Source organism: Paenibacillus silagei (assembly GCF_017874735.1).
GTDB lineage: Bacteria > Bacillota > Bacilli > Paenibacillales > Paenibacillaceae > Paenibacillus_AQ > Paenibacillus_AQ silagei.
The window spans coordinates 249,935-272,560 of the sequence record NZ_JAGGLV010000004.1 but is presented as its reverse complement, the minus strand read 5'-3'; the positions used below and the strand labels follow the sequence as shown (position 1 = coordinate 272,560).

At 51.6% G+C, this 22,626-nt stretch carries 14 protein-coding genes; 5 read left to right on the top strand and 9 right to left on the bottom strand.

The window, feature by feature from the left end; all coding sequences use genetic code 11:
* Positions 1 to 7 precede the first annotated feature (7 nt).
* Positions 8 to 847: a carbohydrate ABC transporter permease gene (locus J2Z70_RS08505; protein WP_209871531.1), complete on the top strand. Its 840-nt coding sequence runs from the start codon at positions 8 to 10 to the stop codon at positions 845 to 847.
* 446 nt (positions 848 to 1,293) lie between these two features.
* Positions 1,294 to 7,143 carry an S-layer homology domain-containing protein gene (locus J2Z70_RS08500; protein WP_209871528.1) on the top strand — a complete coding sequence of 1,950 codons (5,850 nt, stop codon included), beginning with the start codon at positions 1,294 to 1,296 and terminating at the stop codon, positions 7,141 to 7,143.
* A gap of 242 nt (positions 7,144 to 7,385) precedes the next feature.
* Here J2Z70_RS08500 and J2Z70_RS08495 read toward each other — a convergent pair whose 3' ends face one another.
* The 8 genes from J2Z70_RS08495 to J2Z70_RS08460 form a co-directional block, all read right to left on the bottom strand.
* Positions 7,386 to 8,543, bottom strand: coding sequence for a YncE family protein (locus J2Z70_RS08495; protein ID WP_209871525.1), 1,158 nt, complete (start codon positions 8,541 to 8,543; stop codon positions 7,386 to 7,388).
* 81 nt (positions 8,544 to 8,624) lie between these two features.
* The gene (locus tag J2Z70_RS08490) at positions 8,625 to 9,767 is read right to left on the bottom strand and encodes a YncE family protein (RefSeq protein WP_209871522.1); all 1,143 of its coding nucleotides are present in this window, start codon (positions 9,765 to 9,767) and stop codon (positions 8,625 to 8,627) included.
* Between the two features lie 19 nt (positions 9,768 to 9,786).
* Entirely contained in the window at positions 9,787 to 10,917 is a 1,131-nt protein-coding gene (locus J2Z70_RS08485) for a hypothetical protein (RefSeq protein WP_209871519.1), read from the bottom strand.
* Between the two features lie 237 nt (positions 10,918 to 11,154).
* Positions 11,155 to 12,312, bottom strand: a complete 1,158-nt coding sequence (locus tag J2Z70_RS08480) for a YncE family protein (protein WP_209871516.1) — start codon at positions 12,310 to 12,312, stop codon at positions 11,155 to 11,157.
* Between the two features lie 298 nt (positions 12,313 to 12,610).
* The gene (locus tag J2Z70_RS08475) at positions 12,611 to 13,810 is read right to left on the bottom strand and encodes a YncE family protein (RefSeq protein WP_209871513.1); all 1,200 of its coding nucleotides are present in this window, start codon (positions 13,808 to 13,810) and stop codon (positions 12,611 to 12,613) included.
* A gap of 308 nt (positions 13,811 to 14,118) precedes the next feature.
* Positions 14,119 to 14,949, bottom strand: a complete 831-nt coding sequence (locus J2Z70_RS08470) for a carbohydrate ABC transporter permease (protein WP_209871509.1) — start codon at positions 14,947 to 14,949, stop codon at positions 14,119 to 14,121.
* On the bottom strand, positions 14,949 to 15,821 hold the full coding sequence (locus J2Z70_RS08465) for a carbohydrate ABC transporter permease (protein WP_209871506.1): 873 nt from the start codon (positions 15,819 to 15,821) through the stop codon (positions 14,949 to 14,951). Before J2Z70_RS08465 ends, J2Z70_RS08470 begins: the two co-directional genes overlap by 1 nt.
* A gap of 84 nt (positions 15,822 to 15,905) precedes the next feature.
* Positions 15,906 to 17,249 carry an ABC transporter substrate-binding protein gene (locus tag J2Z70_RS08460; RefSeq protein ID WP_209871503.1) on the bottom strand — a complete coding sequence of 448 codons (1,344 nt, stop codon included), beginning with the start codon at positions 17,247 to 17,249 and terminating at the stop codon, positions 15,906 to 15,908.
* 192 nt (positions 17,250 to 17,441) lie between these two features.
* Between J2Z70_RS08460 and J2Z70_RS08455 the strand changes: the two genes are divergently transcribed.
* Both J2Z70_RS08455 and J2Z70_RS08450 read left to right on the top strand, forming a co-directional pair.
* Entirely contained in the window at positions 17,442 to 19,238 is a 1,797-nt protein-coding gene (locus J2Z70_RS08455; RefSeq protein ID WP_245368075.1) for a sensor histidine kinase, read from the top strand.
* Positions 19,239 to 19,256: 18 nt separating this feature from the next.
* Positions 19,257 to 20,033 carry a response regulator transcription factor gene (locus J2Z70_RS08450; protein WP_209871500.1) on the top strand — a complete coding sequence of 259 codons (777 nt, stop codon included), beginning with the start codon at positions 19,257 to 19,259 and terminating at the stop codon, positions 20,031 to 20,033.
* 473 nt (positions 20,034 to 20,506) lie between these two features.
* Here J2Z70_RS08450 and J2Z70_RS08445 read toward each other — a convergent pair whose 3' ends face one another.
* A complete protein-coding gene (locus J2Z70_RS08445; RefSeq protein ID WP_209871497.1) occupies positions 20,507 to 21,364 on the bottom strand; it encodes a helix-turn-helix domain-containing protein in 858 nt (285 codons plus the stop codon).
* Between the two features lie 94 nt (positions 21,365 to 21,458).
* Here J2Z70_RS08445 and J2Z70_RS08440 point away from each other — a divergent pair, with 94 nt between their 5' ends.
* Positions 21,459 to 22,601, top strand: coding sequence for a DUF2264 domain-containing protein (locus tag J2Z70_RS08440; RefSeq protein WP_209871494.1), 1,143 nt, complete (start codon positions 21,459 to 21,461; stop codon positions 22,599 to 22,601).
* The last annotated feature ends 25 nt before the right edge of the window (positions 22,602 to 22,626 follow it).

The window sequence follows — 22,626 nt, the reverse complement described above, 5'->3', positions numbered from 1 at the left end:
ATAAGATATGGTTGGTAAAAGTAAAGGACTTAAAATCAGCTTAATGGTGCTTGTATATGCCCTGTTAATTCTGACCGTGCTGGCAATGCTGGTGCCGTATATCTGGATGCTGTCGTCATCGCTCAAGCTGAACAAGGATGTCTTCTCCTTCCCGATGCAATGGATTCCGGCGAATCCGCGCTGGGAGAATTTCCAGGATATCTGGACCCGGATTCCGCTCGGACGCTTCATCTACAATACAGCGAAATTATCGGTTATTGTTACAATCTTGCAGCTGCTGACTTCCAGCTTCGCGGCGTATGCTTTCTCCAAGCTGCATTTCCGGGGCAAAAATGCGATCTTCCTGGGATACATCGCCACGATCGCGATCCCTTGGCAGGCCTACATGGTGCCGCAGTTCATTCTGATGCGCTACATGGGGCTGAACAATACCCACCTGGCGATCATTCTGCTGCAAGCCTTCTCGGCCTTCGGTGTGTTCATGATGCGCCAGTTCTATCAGGGGGTGCCGGATGAATTATGTGAAGCGGCCCGGATTGACGGACTCAGCGAATACGGAATTTGGGCAAGAATCATGCTTCCGCTGTCCAAGCCCGCGCTCTCCACGCTGACCATCTTCACCTTCGTCGCCACCTGGAATGACTTCCTGGGGCCAATGATCTATCTGACCGATACGAAGCTCAAGACCATTCAGATCGGTCTGCGGATGTTCATCTCACAGTATTCTGCGGAGTATGGCCTGATTATGGCGGCGAGTGTAGTGTCGATTATTCCGGTAGTGATTGTGTTCCTGGCGCTTCAGAAGTATTTCGTGCAGGGCGTTGCTGCTTCGGGGATTAAGGGATAGTGGAGTCAGATTTTAACTATATAAGACGCACTTAAGTTTTGAACTTGAAGCTGCATCGTCGCTGCGGTGAACATTTGGACTTCCGGCCGCTGTTGTCACCAGATTTCTTGATTTAAACCGCTGTTCGCGGGTGAAATCCGGTGACAAAGGCGGTCGCTACCGCTCCTACAGTTCCAAATTTCCCCTCCGCTTCTTTTGCTTTTTGTTAATTTCTTTAGTGCTTCTTATGCAGTGTAAACCACTTGCACGTAATACAACTATCCTATCCAGTCCCAATCGGGGGTTGAGGTGAGTAGAGTAACCGCCTGGCAGTTGCAGCTTGTCGCAGTCTGCCAGGTATTTGTATATCCGTATTGTGAATTTAGACGAAGGTCTGTCCAAGTCAATCATTCTTCTAACGACATGTTGAATGCGCTTACTTAAGTGAGAAAGAGGAGGATTAATGAATGAACAGAAAGAACCGCGTGAAGAAAAGGCTTTTCTCCGTGCTGTTATCGACTGCACTCGTAGCCGGAATGTTTCCTGCACTAGGGTTGCCTGTAGCTTCTGCCAGCGAGACCGATGCTTCTGCGGTCAGAGTCCAGCTGGACGGCAATGATATCAAGGCTGACAATGTCAATGGCCTGACCTTCAAAGGCTTCGGCGTACTGAGCGGCAACAGTACGAGCGCCCTGCTGATGGACTATAAGTCCGAGCAGCCGGAGGCGTATGCCCAAATGCTGAGGATCCTGTTCGGGGGCGAACGCCCGCTGATCGACCATGTCAAGATCGAGATGGGCAATGACCGGAATAACTCTACCGGTCCCGATCCTTCGACGATGCGTACGGAGGATGAAGCGGCCAATGTGGCCCGGCATCCCGGCTTCCAGCTTGCGGCCGATGCCAAGGCTATTAATCCGGCGGTCAAGGTGAGCTTCCTGCGCTGGAATGCTCCAGCCTGGGCTAACAATAACGACAAGATTTATACCTGGTACAAAAATACCATTCTGGCCGCATACCGTGAATACGGGTATATGGTGGATTATGTGAATCCCCATATCAATGAGCACGCGCCGGATCTGGCCTGGACGAAGCAATATGGTGAGAGGGTCAAGGGGGATACTGAGGGCTTCAAAAACGATCAGGAGAAAGAGCTGTACCACAGCATCCAGCTGGTTATTTCCGACGAGGTTGGAATCGGCTCCTTCGGTGATGCCATGGTGAGCGATCTGTCGCTGCGAGATGCGGTAGCGGCTGCCGGATATCACTACAATACCGACGACGACAGCAAAGGCAATTTCAAACGGCTTGCCGATGAATTCGACAAGGAAATCTGGAACAGTGAAGCACAGGCCACCTTCAGTAACTCGGCCTTCCGTCCCCACAATAATATGAAGGACCCTTCTGAGCCCGGGACAGGCATCGGCGGCACCGGCGGACCGCTGGAGATGGGCAATACCATTATCAAGGGCTTCGTGAATTCCCGGCGGACGCATTTCATCTATCAGCCGGCGATTGGCTCCTTCTATGAAGGTGGACAATATTCCTTCAAGGAGCTGCTCAGTGCGCGTGACCCGTGGTCGGGCTTCATTCATTATGATGCGGGACTGCTTGTCCTGAAGCATTTTAATGGGTTTGCCAAGACAGGCTGGGAGAACGAAGACAATACGGCAGGAATCTGGAGAGCCGTTCCCCAGGCGAGCTACACCGGAGCAACCGGCACGAACCCGGTCAGCGGCCGCAACGGGACTCCAAGCTATATGACCCTGGCTTCACCTGACAAGCAGGATTTCTCGACGGTGATCATCAACGACAGCCAGTATGAGAAGATCTACAAGCTCCAGGCCGTCAATATGGCCTATACCGGCAATCCGTCTCTGGAGATGTGGGAGACCCGTGCGGCGGAGACAGGTCAGGCTTTTAACAGCAATTATATGAAGGACCTTGGGGATGTTCAGGCAGACGGCAGCGGTGAGTATACCATTCGTGTGAAGCCGTTCTCGATTGTAACGGTAACTACGCTGGATAACCGCACGAATGAAGAATTCGTTACGCCGCTTCCGGTTGAAGGAGAGCGTACGGTGCTGGATACGGATGCCACCGGGTCTGTACAGAATACGGAGGATCAGATCCTGTACGCGGATGATTTCAATTACGGGGACAGAACCGTTGCCGTCATCGGGGAGGGCGGTGCCATTACCGGCGAGCAGAGTTATGTCAGCTCCCGCGGTGGTGAGCAGAGTGTAACTCCGCGCTATACCCAGGACCTCAACGGCGCGTTCGAGGGCTATCTGGTTGACGGCACGGATAACTATGTGCTGCGGCAGCAGCTGGACCAGACGACCACCGGAGTAGGCGGCGCCTGGAATGGCGGTGATCCGGTCACAGCCATCGGGGATTACCGCTGGACCAATTACAAGGCGAGTGCCGATGTGTCTTTTGAACAGAACAGCACTTACGGCGGGAATAATTACGCAGCGATTGGAGCCAGATACCAGGGCGGTCCGCAGACGATTAACGGCACGCCTTATGCGCTCAAATTCTGGTTCGACGGCGGCTGGCAGCTGCTGTCCAGCGGGACCGTGGTGGCCAGCGGCAACGCAGCTAGCGGCTCCGGCGGGGTGAAGATCGACGGATTTGATACCGCATATGATGCCTGGCATAACATTGCCGTTCAGGTTGCCGGGGACAAGATTACTGCCTATCTGGATGATGTTAAGCTTGCAGCATACACTGATCCGAATCCGAAGCTCTCCGGGCGCGTACAGCTCGCCAGCGGCTTCTATCATACCCGCTTCGATAATCTGAAGGTGGAGAAGGTAGACGGATATACTCCTTACTATGCCGAGCAGCTGGATAATCTGGAGATGACTGATCTGGCAGAAGTCCCAGGTTCGAAGCTGGTCTATGAAGGCGATTGGGCCCATGAGAATGGAAAAGGCATGTATGTCTATCAGCGTTCCCTCTCTACCAGCCAAGGGGCGGGTGCGGTGCTGAAGTATACTTTTACCGGCACAGGCCTTGATATTCTGGGGCCGAACGACGGCTCTGCCAAGCTGGAAGCCGTGGTGGACGGCGAGACCCTGGTAGTCTCGGGTGCTGCTAATGCAGCGAAGGAACTGTACCAGACCTTCACACTGCGCGGACTGAAATACGGTGAGCATACGGTTCAGCTCAAAGTGCTGAGCGGGACTCTCGCTGTAGATTCCGTTGCGGTTATCGGCGGGGGAGGAGCAGGAAGCCCGGATACGGCAGGCCTTAAGCAGGCGGTGAGTACTGCGCTTGAGGTCAGCAGGGAAGAGAGCTACCCGGAGAAGGACTGGAAGATGTTCACGGATGCCTTGGATACCGCCCAGACAGCGCTGAATGATCCGGCTTCCTACCGGCTGGACCAGGAAGGGGCGTCACAGCTTGTAGAACGTCTGTCTTCCGCCCTGAATCTGCTGCTGCTCGGAGATGTGCGGGAGCTTGCGTCTATCCCCAATAGGGCTACCTATGCAGGGAAGCTGCCGGAACTTCCAGCCAAAGTCGAGGCCAAGCTCGCAGACGGCACGACCATACAGGTAGCTGTGAAGTGGAATCTTGATGCGCGTAACTTCAATACTCCATATGAACGGGTAGCGGTTACCGGCAACTACGGAAGCCTGAAGACCATTGCCTATGTGGAAGTGGTTCCTGAGGGGCTGGTATACTTCCTGGACATGGGCCTTGCCGGAGATGGCGACACCCCGCCGTATACAGCCATCCGGGATCTCACAGGCGACAGCCTGCTGAATCACAAGGCAGATCAATTGTCCACAGGAGATACGGTATGGGGACATACGAATACGGGCGCTACCTATAGTGTCAAAGGGCTTGGAGGTGCTGTAGTCACTACCGATAAAGCCCAGACCGGAGTATACGGCTCGAATACGAGGAATACGCCGCTGGTCTACAACCTGCCTCTGAGTGCAGGGAAATATACGGTTACTTCCTATCATCTGGACTGGTGGAATAACGGGAGCCGGACGATGGATATTACCCTCAGCTATGTGGATGCCGAGGGCAAGACTGTGAATGAGACTGTTAAGACCGGCCTGGTTGCAGGTCCTAACGGGGTAATAGTTCACCATGACTTTACGCTGCCGGTCAGCGGTACGGTGAAATATTCGGTGAACAATACATTCAGTCAGGCTTCGCTGATCAGCTATCTGGCGGTGGCGAAGGACTTGGTCAGTGCGGCTAATGAACAGGCTGTACTTGAGGCGAAGAATATCATTGAGGGAGCGGCTTACAGCGTTAAGAAGGCGCAAGCAAAAGATGAAGAAGCTGTCCTGGTATGGCTGCAACAGACGATAGGCGAATTGCCTGGATTCCAGGCTACGGGCGTTACCCTGGGTGACATTACCATGACTGCATTCCGGGAAGCCACAGAGGACATGGACGGCAGCTTCACCTTCTCGGTAACACTTAGCAAGGGTGAAGCAAGAGCAGACAGCTCGGCCAGCGGTAAGATCACGCTGCCGGAACCGGATACGGTACAGCCGGTAATTACACTGAATGGCGAGGCGACAGTCAATCTGCCGGTCGGAGCGGAATATACCGATGCCGGAGCTACGGCTTATGATGATCAGGACGGGGATATAACTGACCTTATTACAACCACAGTCACCAGCGAAGTGTATGGTTTGACCGAACTGGATACATCCAAGGTTGATACTTATACCTTCCATTATAATGTCAGTGATAAGGCGGGCAATGCGGCTGCTGAGGTGACAAGACGGGTAGTGGTTGCGCTGGACCCGGATGTAACGAAGCCGGTAATTACCTTGCTCGGTGAAGCATCCGTTGAATTGGAAAAGGATGCAGACTATACGGATGCCGGAGCTACAGCGGCAGATGACCGGGACGGAGATATTACAGACCGTATCGTTGCGACGATTACGCAGGATGGGGAGACCGTGCTGACGCTGGATACTTCAGCAGCAGGCAGCTATGTGTATCATTATAATGTGACTGATTCAGCGGGCAATGCGGCTGCTGAAGTGACAAGAACGGTCACTGTAAAAAAAGCGGAGCTGCCGCCGGAAGTAATTCCAACCAAGGCGCCAACTCCGGCGCCGACAGCAACACCAGCACCTGCGGAAGTGCCAGTATGGACCCCGGCACCGGCTGCAACGCCAACCGTAGCTCCGTCACCTTCAGCACAGACGGAGAAGGTTCTTGTACCGGCTGATTTCCCCGCACCGTCTAGTGGAGCTATAACCGTTCAGCTTACCGATGCTACAGAATCCGTGCTGCTTCCGGCCGGTTTAGCCGGAATACCAAGAGAGAACACCCTGCGTCTTGCCTGGAGCACAGTGGCCGTTGAGCTGAGTCCGGCGGTGCTGAAGGACATCCGGGAGAAGATTGCCGGAGCTGGGGGACAACCGGAGACAGCGGCAATCAGACTCTCCGCCGTGAAGACAGCGAGAGCTGCTGCGGAGCAACTGGTGAATAACGCAGCGGTTAACGGGTCCGTCCGGTTATCGGCGGCCAGTGATGTGATCCGCTTCAGCCTGGAGGTTATTGCTGCGGACGGTACTGCCGTACCGGTCACAGCTTTTAATGAGCCGCTGACACTTACCTTCACTGTAGATCCAACGGCTAACCGTGATCTGCTTGGCGTCTACTATATCGCTGCCAGCGGAGCGGTGGAATATGTGGGCGGTAAGCTGACGGAAGGTAATAGTAAAATTGCAGCTGATGTCCGGCATTTCAGCCAGTTCGCCGTGCTGGAGTATGACAAGAGCTTCACCGATGTCAGCAGCGGCCACTGGGCAAGCTCAGTCATTAAGTCCATGGCTGCGAAGCATATTATCGAAGGGATGCCGGGTGACCGCTTCGATCCGCAGGGAGAGGTCACTAGAGCGCAATTCGCCGCGATGATTACACGTGCGCTTGGCCTTAAAGCGGCAAGCCCGTCCGCATCAGCCTTCACCGATGTGGATGCCAAGGCCTGGTACACTGAAGCGGTTGCCGCTGTGAACGAAGCAGGCATTGTGCTTGGACGCAGCAAAGATACCTTCGCACCAAATGAACTGATTACCCGCGAGGAGATGGCGGTCATGATCGTCCGTGCGTATGCTACTCTGCCGGGAAGCAAAAGCAGCAGTGACTCAGCTGCCAGTTCGTTCAGTGATCATACCCTGATTCGTGACTGGGCTAAGAGTGCTGCAAGCACCGCCGAACAGGCAAGCCTGATCAAGGGGCGCGGTAATCGGCAATTCGCGCCGCAGGCAACCATGACCCGAAGCGAGAGCGCGCAGGTCATTTCCAATCTGCTGGAGCATATGTAACACAAACGAAGCGGTTCATGCTTCAGACCTGTAATTCACAGAGCAGTGGTTCTCCTGTTATCGGAGAGCCGCTGCTCTGCGTTGTGTTGGTGCCAAATAACAATTTGTTATCCCAATAGACGTCTGATACCGTATTGTCCAGTAGACTAAACGCGGTGGGCTCGCCTCTTGGGCGGAACGAAACGAGGATGGGCAGAGGCGCCAGATTTGCTTTTACGTTCTATGGTCAACAGGACTGTTGTTTATAAGGATTGATTACTATAACCGGAAATCATATTTTTGACATTGACACGAGTGTCGTTGGGTACCCCAATCGGGATAGCAGGCAGGGTCTTGGCGGTTGCTAAATCAATTGGACGAATCGCGCTTGGTTCTCCCACATAAGCTTTGGTGTCTGAGAGTGCCAGATCGCCGACATAAGGGAGCTCAACAAACCGGGAACTGGAATCCTCGACATTGATTATTTGCAGACCGCCCATTGGGAAAGCTGTGGGCAGAATGGTGACGCCAAGATATTCTTGGTTACGTGATACACGAATTTTATCCTGACCTTTGTAACTGGGAATTTCCGTGAAACCAGAATAAGAGATGTGGTTCTTCCAATCAATAGACAGGTCGGTAAACCGTTTCAGATATTCTCGCTTCCCTTGTGTGGTGCAGAATAACAATTTGTTGTTCAGGTAGACTCCGGATGCCGTGTTGTCCAACAAACTTAACGTGTTGGGTAAGCCGAAATCATCAGCTCCAAAATAGGTAATCATGGCAATCGTTCCAAGTGTGATTTGCGTATGTCCATAGGGGTGAACAGTCAAGGGGTTACGGGTCTCATCTAAAGCAAGCGGAAATCCGGAGTTGAACCGGGAGATGTTGTCATCATCAATAGTAATGGCTATAACATAATCTTTTTTATCGGCAACCTTGCAGGCCAGATAGACAAAGTCGCTTTTCTCATTTCCGGCAAAGGCAAAAGGTCTGCCTACGCCGACATCTACAGTTGTGATCACAGTATCCTTTTCGCTATCAATAATCGTAACACTATGATCTCCGGCATTGGCTACATAGACTTTGTTAACGTTAGGGGCAGCGAAGACAGCAACAGGATTGATATTTATGTTGCCGGGAGTACCAACGTGAACGGTTTTGATGACATCACCGTTAACCGCATCAATGATGGTAACCGAATTCCCGCGGGTATTCACTACGTACAGCTTCTTTTCTTCGTAGTCCATACACATAGGGCCAGGTTCTCTGCCCACTTGAATCCGATTGATAACCTTTTGTTCGGCAGGATCAATCACAGCGACATATCCAAACTGATAGTCAAACTCATAACTTACAAAGACATATGGATTACCTGAGGGTAAGTTTCTGCTGTTAGCATTTGCCTTGCTAGAGTTCATGAATGAAATCCCCTTTCTTGTAGCTGGATCTACTGGACTCACCGGGCCCCGCATCATGTAACACTGCAATAATGGCATGTGCTATAAAGATTGCTTGCTATAGCCGGAAATAATATTATTGACTTTGAGGTGATCTGTGGCGACACCAAGCACAATGGCAGGCAGTGCCGTTGCGGTTGCCACATCAATTGGACGAATGGAGGTCCCTTCTCCCACATAGGCCTTGGTATCATCGAAGAAGGCCATATCACCGACATAAGGCAGTTCAACCAAATGGGAATAGCCTTCATGTAAGTCAATGATTTGCACACCGCCTAATGGGGAATCAGTAGGTTGAACGGTAACACCAATGTAATCTTGCTTACGTGAAAGACGAATTTTATCCTGCCCTTTGTAGCTGGGAAAATCCGCAAGACTTTTATAGGTGACGATCCCATTTTGATCAATGGCCAGATTACCGATTACTTTCAGATAGTTTTTGTCTTCGCGCATGGTGCAGAATAATCTTTTGTCGTCCGTGTAGATCCCGGATACCGTATTGTCCAGCAGACTTGACGTACTGGAGTACCCAATTGAATCATCGTCAAAATAGGTAAGCATACCAGCAGGTCCAAATGTGACCTGGGTGTGCCCAAGGGGATGAACGGTCAGGGGATTGCGGCTCCGGTCAAAGGTAAGCTCTATTCCGTCTCCATACGGATGAACGGTGTCGTCGTCAATGGAAATGGCGATCACTTTATTATTCGTGCAGGCTGCATAGACAAAGGAGCTCTTCTCATTGCCCGCAAAGGCGAAGGGGTAGCCGACCTCCCTGTCTAGTTGAACTTCCTTAATAACTTCATTTGTAAGGAAGTCAATAATGGTAATGCCCGGATCGGAATGGGCTACATATATTTTATTACCCTTAGGAGCAGCGAAGATAGAATTAGGATAGAACTTGACGAACGGATTGCCAATGTGAACAGTATTGAGAACCTTAAAGGTATCCAAATCAATGATGCTGACTGAATCTTCACGGGTATTAATGACGTACAGCTTCTTCTCCGAGGGGTCCATGCACATGGGACCAGGCTCGCCGCCCACTCTAATCCGTTTGATGATCGTATCTTGTACAGGATCGATGACAGCGACATATCCGATATAAAGGTCAACTTCATAACTCGCATACACATAAGGATGACCTGATGACAGTTTCATGCTGTGAGTTGCCTTAATCATATTCATGAATGAACTCCCCTTTGCATTACAAGGATTGATTGCTATAACCGCAAATAACATTCTTCACACTGAAGTACACTGTCCCAATAACGATCGGAGGTAGAGGTTTTGCAGTGGCCAGATCAAAGGGAGTAACCTTGTTAAATCCTCCCACATAGGCTTTGGTATCTGAGAAGAATGCAAGATCGCCAATGGAAGTTAGCGTAACAAATTGGGAAGTGCCTCGGTCTACATCGTAGATTTGCAGACCAGCCAGCAAATCATAGGCTGGAATGGTGACACCAATATACTTTTCATTAAGGGAAGTGCGAATTTTATCCTGACCTTTGTAACTGGGGATTTCTTTGAATTCATCATAGGTGATGTTCCCATTCTCATCCATATCCAGGTTCTTGAATACTTTCAAAAAGTCCCTTTCTTCTCGCATAGTGCAGAATAACAATTTGTTCTTCAGATAGACACCGGATACCGTATTGTCCAGCAAACTTGTCGTATTAGAGATTTCACCACCAGTAACAACAGTAGTAAGGAGTCCAATATTTGCAAGCTCGACCAGTGGGTGTCCATTCGGGTGAACGGTCAAGGGGTTGTGGGTCTGGTCAAATACTGGTCCTTTAATGGAAAAGAGAATATAGCTATCATTATTAATGATAATCATCATAGTGAAATCTTCAACTGGAGTAATTCCCTTGCAGGCAATATAGACGTAGGGGCTCTTTTCATTGCTCGCAAAGGCGAAAGGCATGCCGAAGTTCTTCAAATTTAAATTTCCAATTAACTTAAGATTGACGGCATCAAAAACCGTCACGCTGGGTTCTCTAAAGTTGGCTACATAGCCTCTTTTGCCGCTAGGCTCTACGAATATAGCAACAGGTTTGCTGCCAACTGGAATTTCGCCTATAGGGCTGAAGGTATCCGTACTATAGACAAAGACTTTTTCCTCAAAGGCATCTATCACGTAAAGCTTATCCCCAGAGGGGCTCAAGCACATAGCGATAGGGTTACGGCCTGTCGGAATCCGTTTGATGATCTGATCGGTAGTGGGATCAATAACAGCGATATATCCACTGTTATTTCTAAATACATAAGACGCATAGACATAAGAAAGGCCGCTCCGTGTATTCCTGTTATGGTTTGCTGTTAGATTCATATTCATAGATAAAATCCCCTTTCATGCAGCTGTAGATATTGGACTCGCCGGGCCCGGCGGACGGACAAGCGGATGGGCAGGCGCGCCTGTTTGTGTCCGGATTCCACATCAGATTGTCTGCTGTATGTTATGTCCGGATGTTCAGGCCCGAACGGTCCTAATGTCCAGTAAGGTAGAAAAAAGAGCTGTCCCCAAGTCTATTTCGACTTGAAGAGGCAGCTCGATTGCTATACTAAATATGCATTACAAAGATCGATTGCTATAACCGGAAACAATATTCTTGATCGCGATGCGATCCGAGCCAAACGGTATAGCAGGCAGGGCGGTTGCGGTTGATACATTAATCGGACGAAGCGAGGTCAGTTCTCCCACATAGGCCTTAGTGTCACTGGCAAACGCAAAATCACCTATATAGGAGAGTGGAACAAACCGTGAGCTGGCAGCGTGTACATCGTAGATTTGCAGACCACCTGTCGGGAAAGTGGTGGGCAGAACGGAGACGCCAATATAACTTTGACTACGAGAAGCAAGGATTTTATCCTGACCTTTGTAACTGGGAATTTCTTTGAATTGGTCATAGGTAATGTTTCCCTGCCCGTCAATCGACAGATTCTTAAATTGTTTCAAATAGGCTTTATCTTCGTGGGAGGTACAATATAACAATCCGTTGTCCAGATAGACCCCGGACACCGTATTGTCCAGCAGACTTGACGATTTGGACACGCCAAAATTATTGGTTCCAGTATAGGTCAACATGCCAGTCGGTCCAAGTGTGACTTGCGTCTTTCCGTCCGGGTGAACCGTCAACGGGTTGTGTGACCGGTCAAAAGCAAGCTCAATTCCGTCTCCAAACTGATGAACAGTATCATCATCAACGGAAATGGCGGTAACAATACCCTGTTCATTATCAGCAGACTGGCAAGCAATACTGACATAGTGACTATCCGGATGACCCGCAAAGGCGAAAGGGTACGCGCTTCCGTGTAGCCACAATTCCACTTGCTCAGCCTCATTCGTGAGGGTGTCAATAATTGAAATGGCCATTTGTCCTTGAGTGGGTACATAGACTTTGTTCGCATTAGAGGCAGCAAAGAGAGAAACAGGACGGCGGTCCGGTCCCCCCAAGTCAATTTGAACGGTAGTAATAACTTTAAAGGTATATGCATCAATGATACTGACCGTATCCTGTGCGGTATTCAATACGTAAAGCTTATCCTCCTGGTAATTCAGGCACATTGGCCCCGGCTTGCTGCCCACCGGAATCCGCCGGATGATCTTATCTTGTGCAGGATCGATGACAGCGACATATCCGAAGAAATAGTCAAGTTCATAACTCACAAACACGTAAGGATTAGTACCTGATGATAAATTTCTGTGATGGTTTGTCATATTCGTACTCACGAATGAAAACCCCTTTCATGTCTTTCTGGCTAGTGGACTCGCCGGGCCCGGCGGACAGACAACCGGATGGGCAGGCGCGCCGGTTGTTTCCGGATGCCTCATCAGGTTGTCTGCTATATGTTATGTCTGGATGCTCCGGCCCGATCATCTAAACGTCCTATAAAACCACAAAAAGGGCGTATGCTATCCCTTCACCACTCCCGCCGCAAGTCCGTTAAGGATGCATTTCTAGCAAAAAAGCTGCCCTCAAATCCATTTCGACTTGAAGAGACAGCTCGATTTTTCTAGAAAATATGCATTACAAAGATCGATTGCTATAACCGGAAATAATGTTCTTCACGTTGACGCGGTCTGAGGGACTTGTGCCAATCGGAATAGCAGGAATGGGATTACTTGGATTTCCCAAATCAATCGGTTGAATCGAAGTCAGTTGTCCTACATAGGCAATGATGTCATCGACAAGTGCTAAATCACCGACATAAGGGAGCGGAACAAACCGTGAGCTAGCAGCGTTTACATCGTAAATTTGCAGACCACCTGTCGGGAAAGTGGTGGGTTGAATGGTGATGCAAATCGTACTTTGATTACTTGAAGCAAGGATTTTATCCTGGCCTTTGTAGCTGGAGATAAATGTGGAATCACCATTGAAGATAAATCCCTGCGAGTCAATATACAGGTTGTTAAACCGTTCTAAAAAGGTTAATCCTTCTTGCATAGTGCAAAATAACATTTTGTTGTCCAGGTAGACCCCGGAGACCGTATTCCTCAGCGAACCTACGACGAAGGAAAAGCCAATTTCATGACTGCCAAAATAGGTAAGCATGCCGGTCTCTCCTAATGTGACCTGTGTGTGTCCGTCCGGATGAACAACCAAAGGATTGTGCGTTCCGTCAAAAGTAAGCTCAATTCCATCGTTGTACGGATGAACGTTGTCTGTCTCAAGGTCAATGGCGACAACAAAATCTTTAGTATCTGCAACCTTACAGGCAACAGAGACATAGGAACTATTCTTATTACTCGCAAAGGCAAACGGCTTTCCTAGCTCGCCCGGAGTGCCTGGATTTCCGGTAAGATCTGGAATCATCGGCACATTTTTTATTACTGTATAGGTGGAAGTATCAATAATCGTTACGTTGTGATCTCCGTAATTGGCTACATAGGCTTTTCTGCCGTCGGGACCAACGAAGACAGCGACAGGATTGGTAGTAGTGGAGCCGGCAGTGCCTACGCGAACGGTTTTGAGAATAGCAAAGGTATTCGTATCAATGACAGTGACTGAACCTGAACTTGTATTGACGACGAAAAGCTTTTGCTCTGAGGGATCCATGCACATAGGACCAGGGTTAAGGCCTACTGGAATCCGTTTGATGACCTTATTGTATACAGGATCAATGACAGCGACGTAGCCAAAATAATTGGAAAGTTCATAACTCGCAAACACGTAAGGATTAATATTTGATGCTAGATTTCTTCTGCGGTTTACCATATTCGTATTCACGAATGAAAACCCCTTTCATGTCTTTCTGGCTAGTGGACTCGCCGGGCCCGGCGGACAGACAACCGGATGGGCAGGCGCGCCGGCCTGCGCCTTGATGCCGCATCAGGCTGTCTGCTATATGTTATGTTCGGATGCTCCGGCCCGAATGATCCATTTGTCCATGAAAGCCACAAAAAGGGCAGAGATTATCCCTTCACCGCTCCCATCGTAAGCCCGCTAACAATGCATTTCTGACAAAAAAGAGCTGCCTTCAAGTCCATTTCGACTTGAAGAGACAGCTCCTCTTTAACATTATAAAAGAATTCAGCTTACCCCTTCACCGCTCCCGCCGTAAGTCCGCTAACAATGTACTTTTGGCAGAAGATATACAGGATTAGTACGGGGAGGGAGGTCAGTACAAGGTCTGCGAAGATCAGGTTCCAGTCCCGGCTGTACTTGCCGTAGAAATTGTACACCGAGAGCGGCATCGTCCAGTCCGAGCTGTCGGTCAGGAAATAGAGCGGAATGGTGATGTCGTTCCAGACGGACATGAACACCATAATTGCTACGGTGGCGTTGACCGGGACGATCAGCGGGGTGACGATCCGGAAGAACACCGAGAAGGTATTCGCCCCCTCCAGAAAAGCAACCTCATCCAGCGCCTTAGGAATGGACCGGATGAATCCGCTGTACAGAAACACGCTGAACGCCGTATTCAGCGAGGCGTAGATCAGGATGACACTGGTGATGCTGCCGTAGAAGCCCATCCACTGCACGACACGGATCGTGGTGATGGTGGACATCGGCGCGATCAGGCCCATGAAGAAGAACATATACAGGAAGCCTGACATTTTGGTCTCCCGGCGCACCAGAATGAACGAGGCTGCCGAAGAGGTAAAGATATTCAGCACAGAGGAGACGCTGGTAATCAGCATCCCGTTCAGGAATGCGCGTCCCAAGCCGCCTTCGCGGAACACCTCCGCATAATTGGAAAATTTCCATTGCTCAGGCAGCCGGAGGGAGAACTTCAGTACCTCCGAGCTGGTCATGAAGCTGCCGAACAGCATGATCAGCAGCGGTAGAATAATCAGCAGGGAGGCCAAGATCAGGAACCCTTCTACCAGATAGTTGCGCCAGGCCATTTTGCGTGTGAAGCTCATTATTCCGATACCTCCTTGCGCCGCATGAAGATCAGCAGGGGAATGGCGATGATGGTTACAGCAGCGAACAGCAGGGTATTGACGGCGGTACCCAGTCCCCAGCTGCCTTCCCCGAAGGAGCGGAGGATGATTGTTCCGACCACCTGGGAGGCATTGCCGGGCCCCCCGCCGGTGAGCACGAATACCTCGGAGAACACCTTAAGCCCGCCGATCAGGGTGAGCATCAGATTGATATTGATCGCAGGAAGCAGCAGCGGAATCGTGATGCTGCGGAAGCTCCGCCAGGAACCGGCCCCGTCAATCGTGGCCGCCTCGTAGTATTCCTTGGAGATCGACTGGAGTCCGGCCAGATAGATCGCCATCTGGAAGCCGGTATGCTGCCAGATGGACACAAAAGCAACGGTCCAGATAACAATCGCAGGATTGGTCAGCCAGGCCTGGCTCAGCGAAGGCAGACCTACAGCCTCGAAGATCCGGTTAATCGTACCGTCAGAGCGCAGCATGGGCGTGAATACGATGCTGATCACCAACACGCTGAGGATTGACGGAGAGTAAAAAATCGCCCGCAGCAGGTTTCTGGTCTTCAGCCGCATGTTGAGGCCGACCGCAAGTGCGATGCCGAGCAGGTTTTTGCCGATGACGGTGACTACTGCAAAGATTGCGGTATTCTTGATGGCCAGCAGCAGGGTTCTGTCAGTGAAAATTCGTTCAAAGTTGTCCCAGCCAATGAACTTGATCGCTTCGCGGTCCAGCCGCCAATCGGTGAAGGAATAGTAGAGCCCGGCCAGCGCAGGCAGCACGAAGAAGATCGAGTAGATCAGCAGCGCGGGCCAGATCAGGTAATACGAGTATAGTTTCTTTGATATTTTCATCTCTTCACACTCCTATATAGCCCAGGACAGAATAAAGCCCTGAGCGGACTTTATTCTGCCTGAAGTATGGTTAGTCAGATCGGCTTAAAATCCTTCGACCCCTTTGTCCTTCATCAGCTGGCTGAATTTCTCATCCCAGGCTTTGAGTACGCCCGCAGCGTCCAGACCCCCGGCGAACTCATCCTGAAGCAGGCGGTACAGCTCGCTGCGGTCTACGATCATGTAAGCGTCGGTAGTCAGCGTAGTCTTCTTCGGTGTGATATATTGATCGACAATCTCCTGCTTGTACTCCGGAAGCTTCGGTGTAGTGACATCGCTGAAGTTGGAGACGGAGCCTTGGCTGTCAACCATTTTCTGTGCAACTTCTTTGGTGGCGAGGAACTCCAGGAATTGCTTCGCTTCGGCCATGTGCTTGGCTTTCTTAGGGATGAACAGCTGGCCGCCCAGCGGGCTGGCACCGAGGTTCGCATCCTCCGAAGAAGGAATAGCGAACAGGCCCAGATGCACATTCGGGTCTTTCTCAGCCACGTTCACGATCAGCCAGTCCCCCATGAACATCATCGCGGTTTCCTTGTTCAGGAATTTGCCCACGGCCATATCGTAGCTGTCGCTGAGAATGTCCGTGTTGGTGTAGCCTTTCTTGTAGACTTCGTACTGCTGCTCCAGGAAGGTAGCGAATTCGGGAACATCGGACCACTTTTTGCGGCCGGCATTGATGTCCTCGAACAGGGAAGGTTCATTCTTAGCCGCCCAGTCGGCAAAAGCCGCCGCTGGCCAGATATTCGCCGCCCAGTTATCTTTGAACGGCATGAAGACCGGAGTAATGCCGCTGGCTTTGATCTTCTCGCAGACGGCCAGGAATTCCTCGTAATTCTTCGGAATCTCAAGCCCCAGGTCCTTGAAGATGTCCTTGTTATAGACGACGCCCTGCATCCCTGTATCCTGACTGTAATGGAAGCTGTAGACATGATCGTAAGCGGAGAGAACATCCTTGTTCAGCAGCCGGCTCACCCAAGGCTCGTTATCAAGAATCTCGAAATTCCGCTCCAGATTAAGGTCGGTAGTAGCACTCGCCAGATTGTATTGAATCAGGTCAGGGACCTCATCGACAGCCAGCTTGGTCTGGAGTACGGTGGCCGTCTGTTCAGCCGGAAGCAGTTGAAGATTGACCTTGATATTGGTTTTCTGCTCGAATTCATCCAGCACATCCTGGGCCACGAACGCCGAATCCTGCGAGCTTTTGGAGATGGCCAGCTCGATGGTTACCTTTTTGCCGCTGCTGCCGCCGCTGCCGCTGTTTCCGTTGCCGCCGCTGTCGGTAGCTGAAGCGTTGCCGGAGCCTGAGTTGCCATTGCCGCATGCCGCCAGCGTTAAGGTCATTACACCGGCCAGTACGCCTGTTGCGATTTTTTTCATTTTGCCATTCATGTGATCGCCCCCAATAGTGAAATTTTCTGTGGATTGAATCCGTTTACATTTTTGATTATAGAATGAGGACTGCGCAAGGTACATGTTTGTGCTTGACTCTTTCTGTGTAATATTCTGAACTCCGGGACGGCTTGTCAATTCGCCCGATTGGTTGTAAAGTAGGCAGCATCCTAAGGTTCAGGGGGGCTCGGCTTGGCTACTATTGTTCAGAAATTGCGCGGAGGCAGGGTTCAGGCCAGTCTGCAAACGAAATTCTTCTTCACCTTCATGCTGCTCCTGCTGATTGTGCTGGGCTGCTTCCTGGTCTACGTGAATTATATGGTGATCCAGCCGCTCAAGGACAAGACAGAGAACGAAATGAAGCTGGCTGCTGCCCAGGTCAGCGATCAGCTGAACCTCTATATCAATAACCAGAACCAGCTCTCCCAGCGGATTCTGTCGAACAAAGAGGTGTTCACACTGCTGTCCGCAGGTGATTATTCGCAGCTTACCCTGGAAGGACTGACCCGGAGCCGCAGGCTGAAAGACATCATGTTCCAGGCACTGGGACCGAGTCTGAACATTGAGGATATGATGATCTATGATCTGACAGGGGAGCGGGTGGCCTCTTATATCGGATACGCGGATAGCCCGGCCTCACTAAGGCCGTTCCTGGAAGAGAGCAGCAACCTGCCGACCTGGAATGCAAGCGGTTACGCGCTCTATCGGCAAGGGGCGGATGCCATCTCTTTTGTACGGGCAATCAGGAACCAGAATGGTCAGGTGTTCGGCTATCTGGCGGTGCAGCTGGACCAGCGGTACTTGAACAGGTCTGCTGCGGGCCTGGCGGGCGGCAAGGTCTATATTATGGATCAGGACCAGCGGCTGGTCTCCAGCTCTCCGGCACTACGTGAAGGGGAGAAGGTCCCCGAATTCGCAGCGTCTCCCTCTGAATCTGCAGTAGCTAACGGAATCTATCTGAGCAGCGGCCAGAACTATGTGGCTTACCACCGCTCTGCTAAGACGGGCTGGACTACCTATGTGCTGAACCCCAGGAATGTGGTGCTGGGCCCGGTCAATTCGGTGAAATATATCTCTATTCTGCTGATCACAGCGCTGATTCTGTTCTCGTTCATCTTCATTTACTTCTCGACCCGGAACCTGCTGCTTCCGATCCGCAAGCTGCGCAGCCAGATTCTGCGGATGAACTACAGCAACCTGAATATGAAGACAGGCCCGCGTACCCACAACAATGAGCTGATTCAACTGAATAGCGCTTTTCAGGAGCTGCTGGAGCGGCTGCAGGAATCTATCGAACGGGAAAAGCTTGCGCTCCACGAAGAGGTGAAGTCGAGGAATTCCGCCTTGCAGGCTCAGATCGCACCCCATTTTATCCACAATGTCCTGTATCTGATCAGTATTGCCGCCCAGGAAGGGAAGAATAGCGTAGTGACCGAAATGTGCAAGCATCTCTCGGACAGTCTGCGCTATATTGTGTCCTCCCCTTATCAGCATGTGGCGTTGACGGAGGAGCTGAAGCATACGCAGCATTATTTGTCCCTGATTCAGCATAATTTCGAGGATGACCTGGAGTGGGAGATTGACGGGGACGGGGGGCTTGAGCAGATTGAGCTGCCCCGGCTGGTGATTCAGCCATTCGTGGAGAATTGTATCGAGCATGCTTTTAAGAATACGGACCCTCCTTGGCGGATTGAGGTGCGGGTGAAGGTATATAACGGCTTGTGGGCCATCGAAATCCGGGATAACGGGGAAGGCTTCGCGCCGGGCAGGATTAGGGAGATTCTGGACAATATTGAGGACTCGGATTCCGGGGTCAATGAGCTTCGGCATGATACCTCAGGAATTGGCAATATGGGGATTGTGAATACGGTGAACCGGCTGAAGCTGATGTACAGGAACCGGCTATTCTTCAATATTTACAACCACTTAGACGGGGAAAAGGGCGCTACGGTCCAGATTATCGCATCTATGAGTAAAGACTTCTACTAGAACCGGGGAGGGACCGCTATGTATACCGCTATCATTGCCGAGGACAGCAAGCCGATTCTGCGCAATATCGAGGCGCTTATGCAGTCCATGGAGCTGCCTGTCCGTATCGCCGCCACCGCCTCGAACGGGCTGGATGCCCTGGAATACATCAAGGCTAACCCGGTGGATATTCTGCTGACCGATATCCGTATGCCCAAGCTGGACGGACTTGCGCTGATCGGGCAGTGCAGGCAGGTGAATCCGGCGCTCAAGGCGGTGCTGATCAGCGGCTACAGCGACTTCGAGTATACGCGCAAAGCGCTGAATCTGCAGGTATTCGATTATCTGCTGAAGCCTGTGGAGCGGCAGCAGCTTGCCGAAGTGATGCAGCGGCTGGTCGCCCATCTTCAGGAGCAGGAGGGCAGCAGGAAGGGATTGCCGGAGGTGTTGGCCGCTTCAGAGCAGCGGCCTAAGAGCAGCGAAGAGCTGTTCCGGCAATTGGAGCAATATTTGCAGCAGCATCTCTACTCCCAGCTCTCTATCACAGAGGTGGCGCTTCAGTTCCATGTCAGCCCGTCCTATGTCAGCCGGATCTTCAAACGGCATTCGCAGCGGACCTTCGTGCATTACTACATGCAGCTTAAGATTACTGAAGCCTGCCGGCTGATCGCAGCCAAGCCGGAGCTGAAGGTGAAGGAGCTGTCGGAGCTGCTGGCTTTTGCAGACCAGCATTATTTCTCTAAGGTGTTCAAGGAATATATGGGTGTAAGTCCGAGCGAGTATAAGGAGGGCCAGAGGAGCGGCGGGTTGGTTTGATCTTAAAAACTTGAGTTATGGGAAAAGTGGCGGAGGGGAATTTTGGAACTGGAGGAGCGTTAGCGTCCGCACTTGGGGATAAATGTCTTGGAGCATCGGCAGGATGACTATATTCTGGATCAGTCATAGGAATGACTTCGCTGATTTCACCGACACATGGACAGCGCGTGGTCATCTGGGCCGGATGTGGTCGAAAAACCGACCACATTGGGTGCGGCAGAGACGTGTGGGCCAAATGTGGTCGAAAAACCGACCACATCGGGTGCGGCAAAGGCGTGTGGGCCGGATATGGTCGAAAAACCGACCACATTCGGTGCGGCAAAGGCGTGTGGGCCGGATATGGTCGGAAAACCGACCACATTCAGTGCGGCAGAGGCGTGTGGGCCGGATAAGGTCGAAAAACCGACTACAATGGGGATGCTGCAGGCATTTTGTTCCTGAGACGGCAGCGCTGCGGATAGGCGGTGCCGTTTTTATTTGCCGTATTTTCCCGGAGGAATGCCCGTGATGTTCTTGAAGGTGCGGATGAAATTGGCATAATCGTTGAATCCGGACAGATAACAGGTATCGGACACGGAGTTGCCGGCGGACAGGAGTTGCTTGGATAACGCGATCTTTTTAAGCAGCACATAACGGTAGATGGTGCCTCCGGTCTGCTGTTTGAACAGATGGCTGAGATAATATTTGTCCAGATTCAGCTCCCCGGCGATATGCCCCAGCGACAGATTCAGGTGCAGGTGGTTGTCGATATAACTCATCGCAGATTGAATATGGGAAGAGATGATGCTGGGCACGGCGGCACGGGTGCGGCTGTACAGCTCGTTGACCAGCACCAGAATCTGAATCAGATACGTCAGGGCCAGCACCTCGCTGCCGTACTGCTTGCGTTCCAAGGCGGCAATCAGCTGAGAGGAGAGTGCGGTATATTCCGAGAGCAGCGGCTCCTCCATCCGGGCCAGGTTATTCTCCCCGGGCTGGCGGTTCTGGAAGCAGGCCAGCAGATTCGTAGTCGCTGTACAGAACGGGTAGACCAGCGGTGCTTTGAAATGAATGGTCAGCCGCTCATAAGGCTCGGGGGAGCGGTTGATGATTTTATGAATCTCATGATTGTTAAATAACAGGACGTCGCCGCGCACCAGCGGATAGCTGTACTGATCCACGAAGCCGTTCACGCTGCCGCCGAGGAATAGGAAGATTTCATAGTGGTCATGAATATGGAAATCCCGCGTCGGAGAGATTGGAGAATTGCCGATACCGGCCAGAATATCGCCGTCGAACGTTTCATAATACCGGGCATGCTTCATCGTCACAGCCCCTTTCTTGTTGATCACAATATACGCAATAAATCATCATTATTCGCAAAGACATTGCTATAATACCACAATACACTAGAGAAGAAGAATACCTGAGAGGGTGGAACTAGGGATGAGTGGGATAGAACAGCGTAAATACTGGCTGGATACGATGCTGCGGATTGGAACACCGGTCCTGGAAGCCCTGGCTGCGCGGAGGTTGAAGGAACAGCTTCCTAAGGAGTTTCATAGCGAGCGCAGCCAGTTTGCTCACCTGGAGGCTTTTGCGAGACTGGCCTGCGGAATGGCTCCCTGGCTGGAGCTTCAGGGGCTTGAGGGTGAAGAAGAGCGCTTAAGAGCCTGTTATGCCGGGCTGCTGCTGGAAGCGATTGATGCGGCGGTCGATCCGCAGTCGCCTGATTATATGGAATTTAAGACCGAAGGCCAGCCGCTGGTCGATGCTGCATTTCTGGCCCATGCGCTGGTGCGTGCACCGAAAGCGGTTACAGACCGGCTGGACGCACGGGTCAAAGGCAATCTGATTGTGGCGCTTAAACAGACGCGGCGGACCGCCCCCAGCGGCAGCAACTGGCTGCTGTTCAGTGCGATGGTGGAAGCAGCGTTATATTCTCTGGGCGATCCGGAGTATGACCGGATGCGCGTGGGTTATGCGGTCCACATGTTCATGGACTGGTACAAGGGTGACGGAGTCTACGGGGACGGGAAGGACTTCCACTGGGATTATTACAACAGCTTTGTCATTCAGCCGATGCTGTTGGATGTGGTTACCCTTTTCGAACAGGAGAATGAGGAGTATGCCCGGCTTAGACCCTTGGTCCTGCAGCGGGCGCAGAGATATGCATCCGTGCTGGAGCGCAGTATCGCCCCTGATGGAACGTATCCGTTCCTCGGGCGTTCGATTGTCTACCGGTTCGGGGCATTTCAGCTGCTGTCGCAGGCGGCGCTCCAGCATTTCCTGGAAGACTCGCTGCCTCCGGCCCAGGTGCGCTGCGCCTTGACCGCAGTCATTAACCGGATTATGCAATACCCGGGCACGCTGGATGAGAACGGCTGGCTGCAGCCGGGGATCTACGGCTATCAGCCGGAGCTGGCCGAGAGCTACATTAATACAGGCAGTCTGTATCTGTGCGCCGCTGTTTTCCTGCCGCTGGGCTTACTTCCTGCTGATCCCTTCTGGTCGGGCGAGGATATGAAATGGACGGCACGTAGAATCGCGGACGGCGAGAATGTGATGCGGGACCATGCTTTGGAATAAGGGATACAGACAGACTGAACAGGAG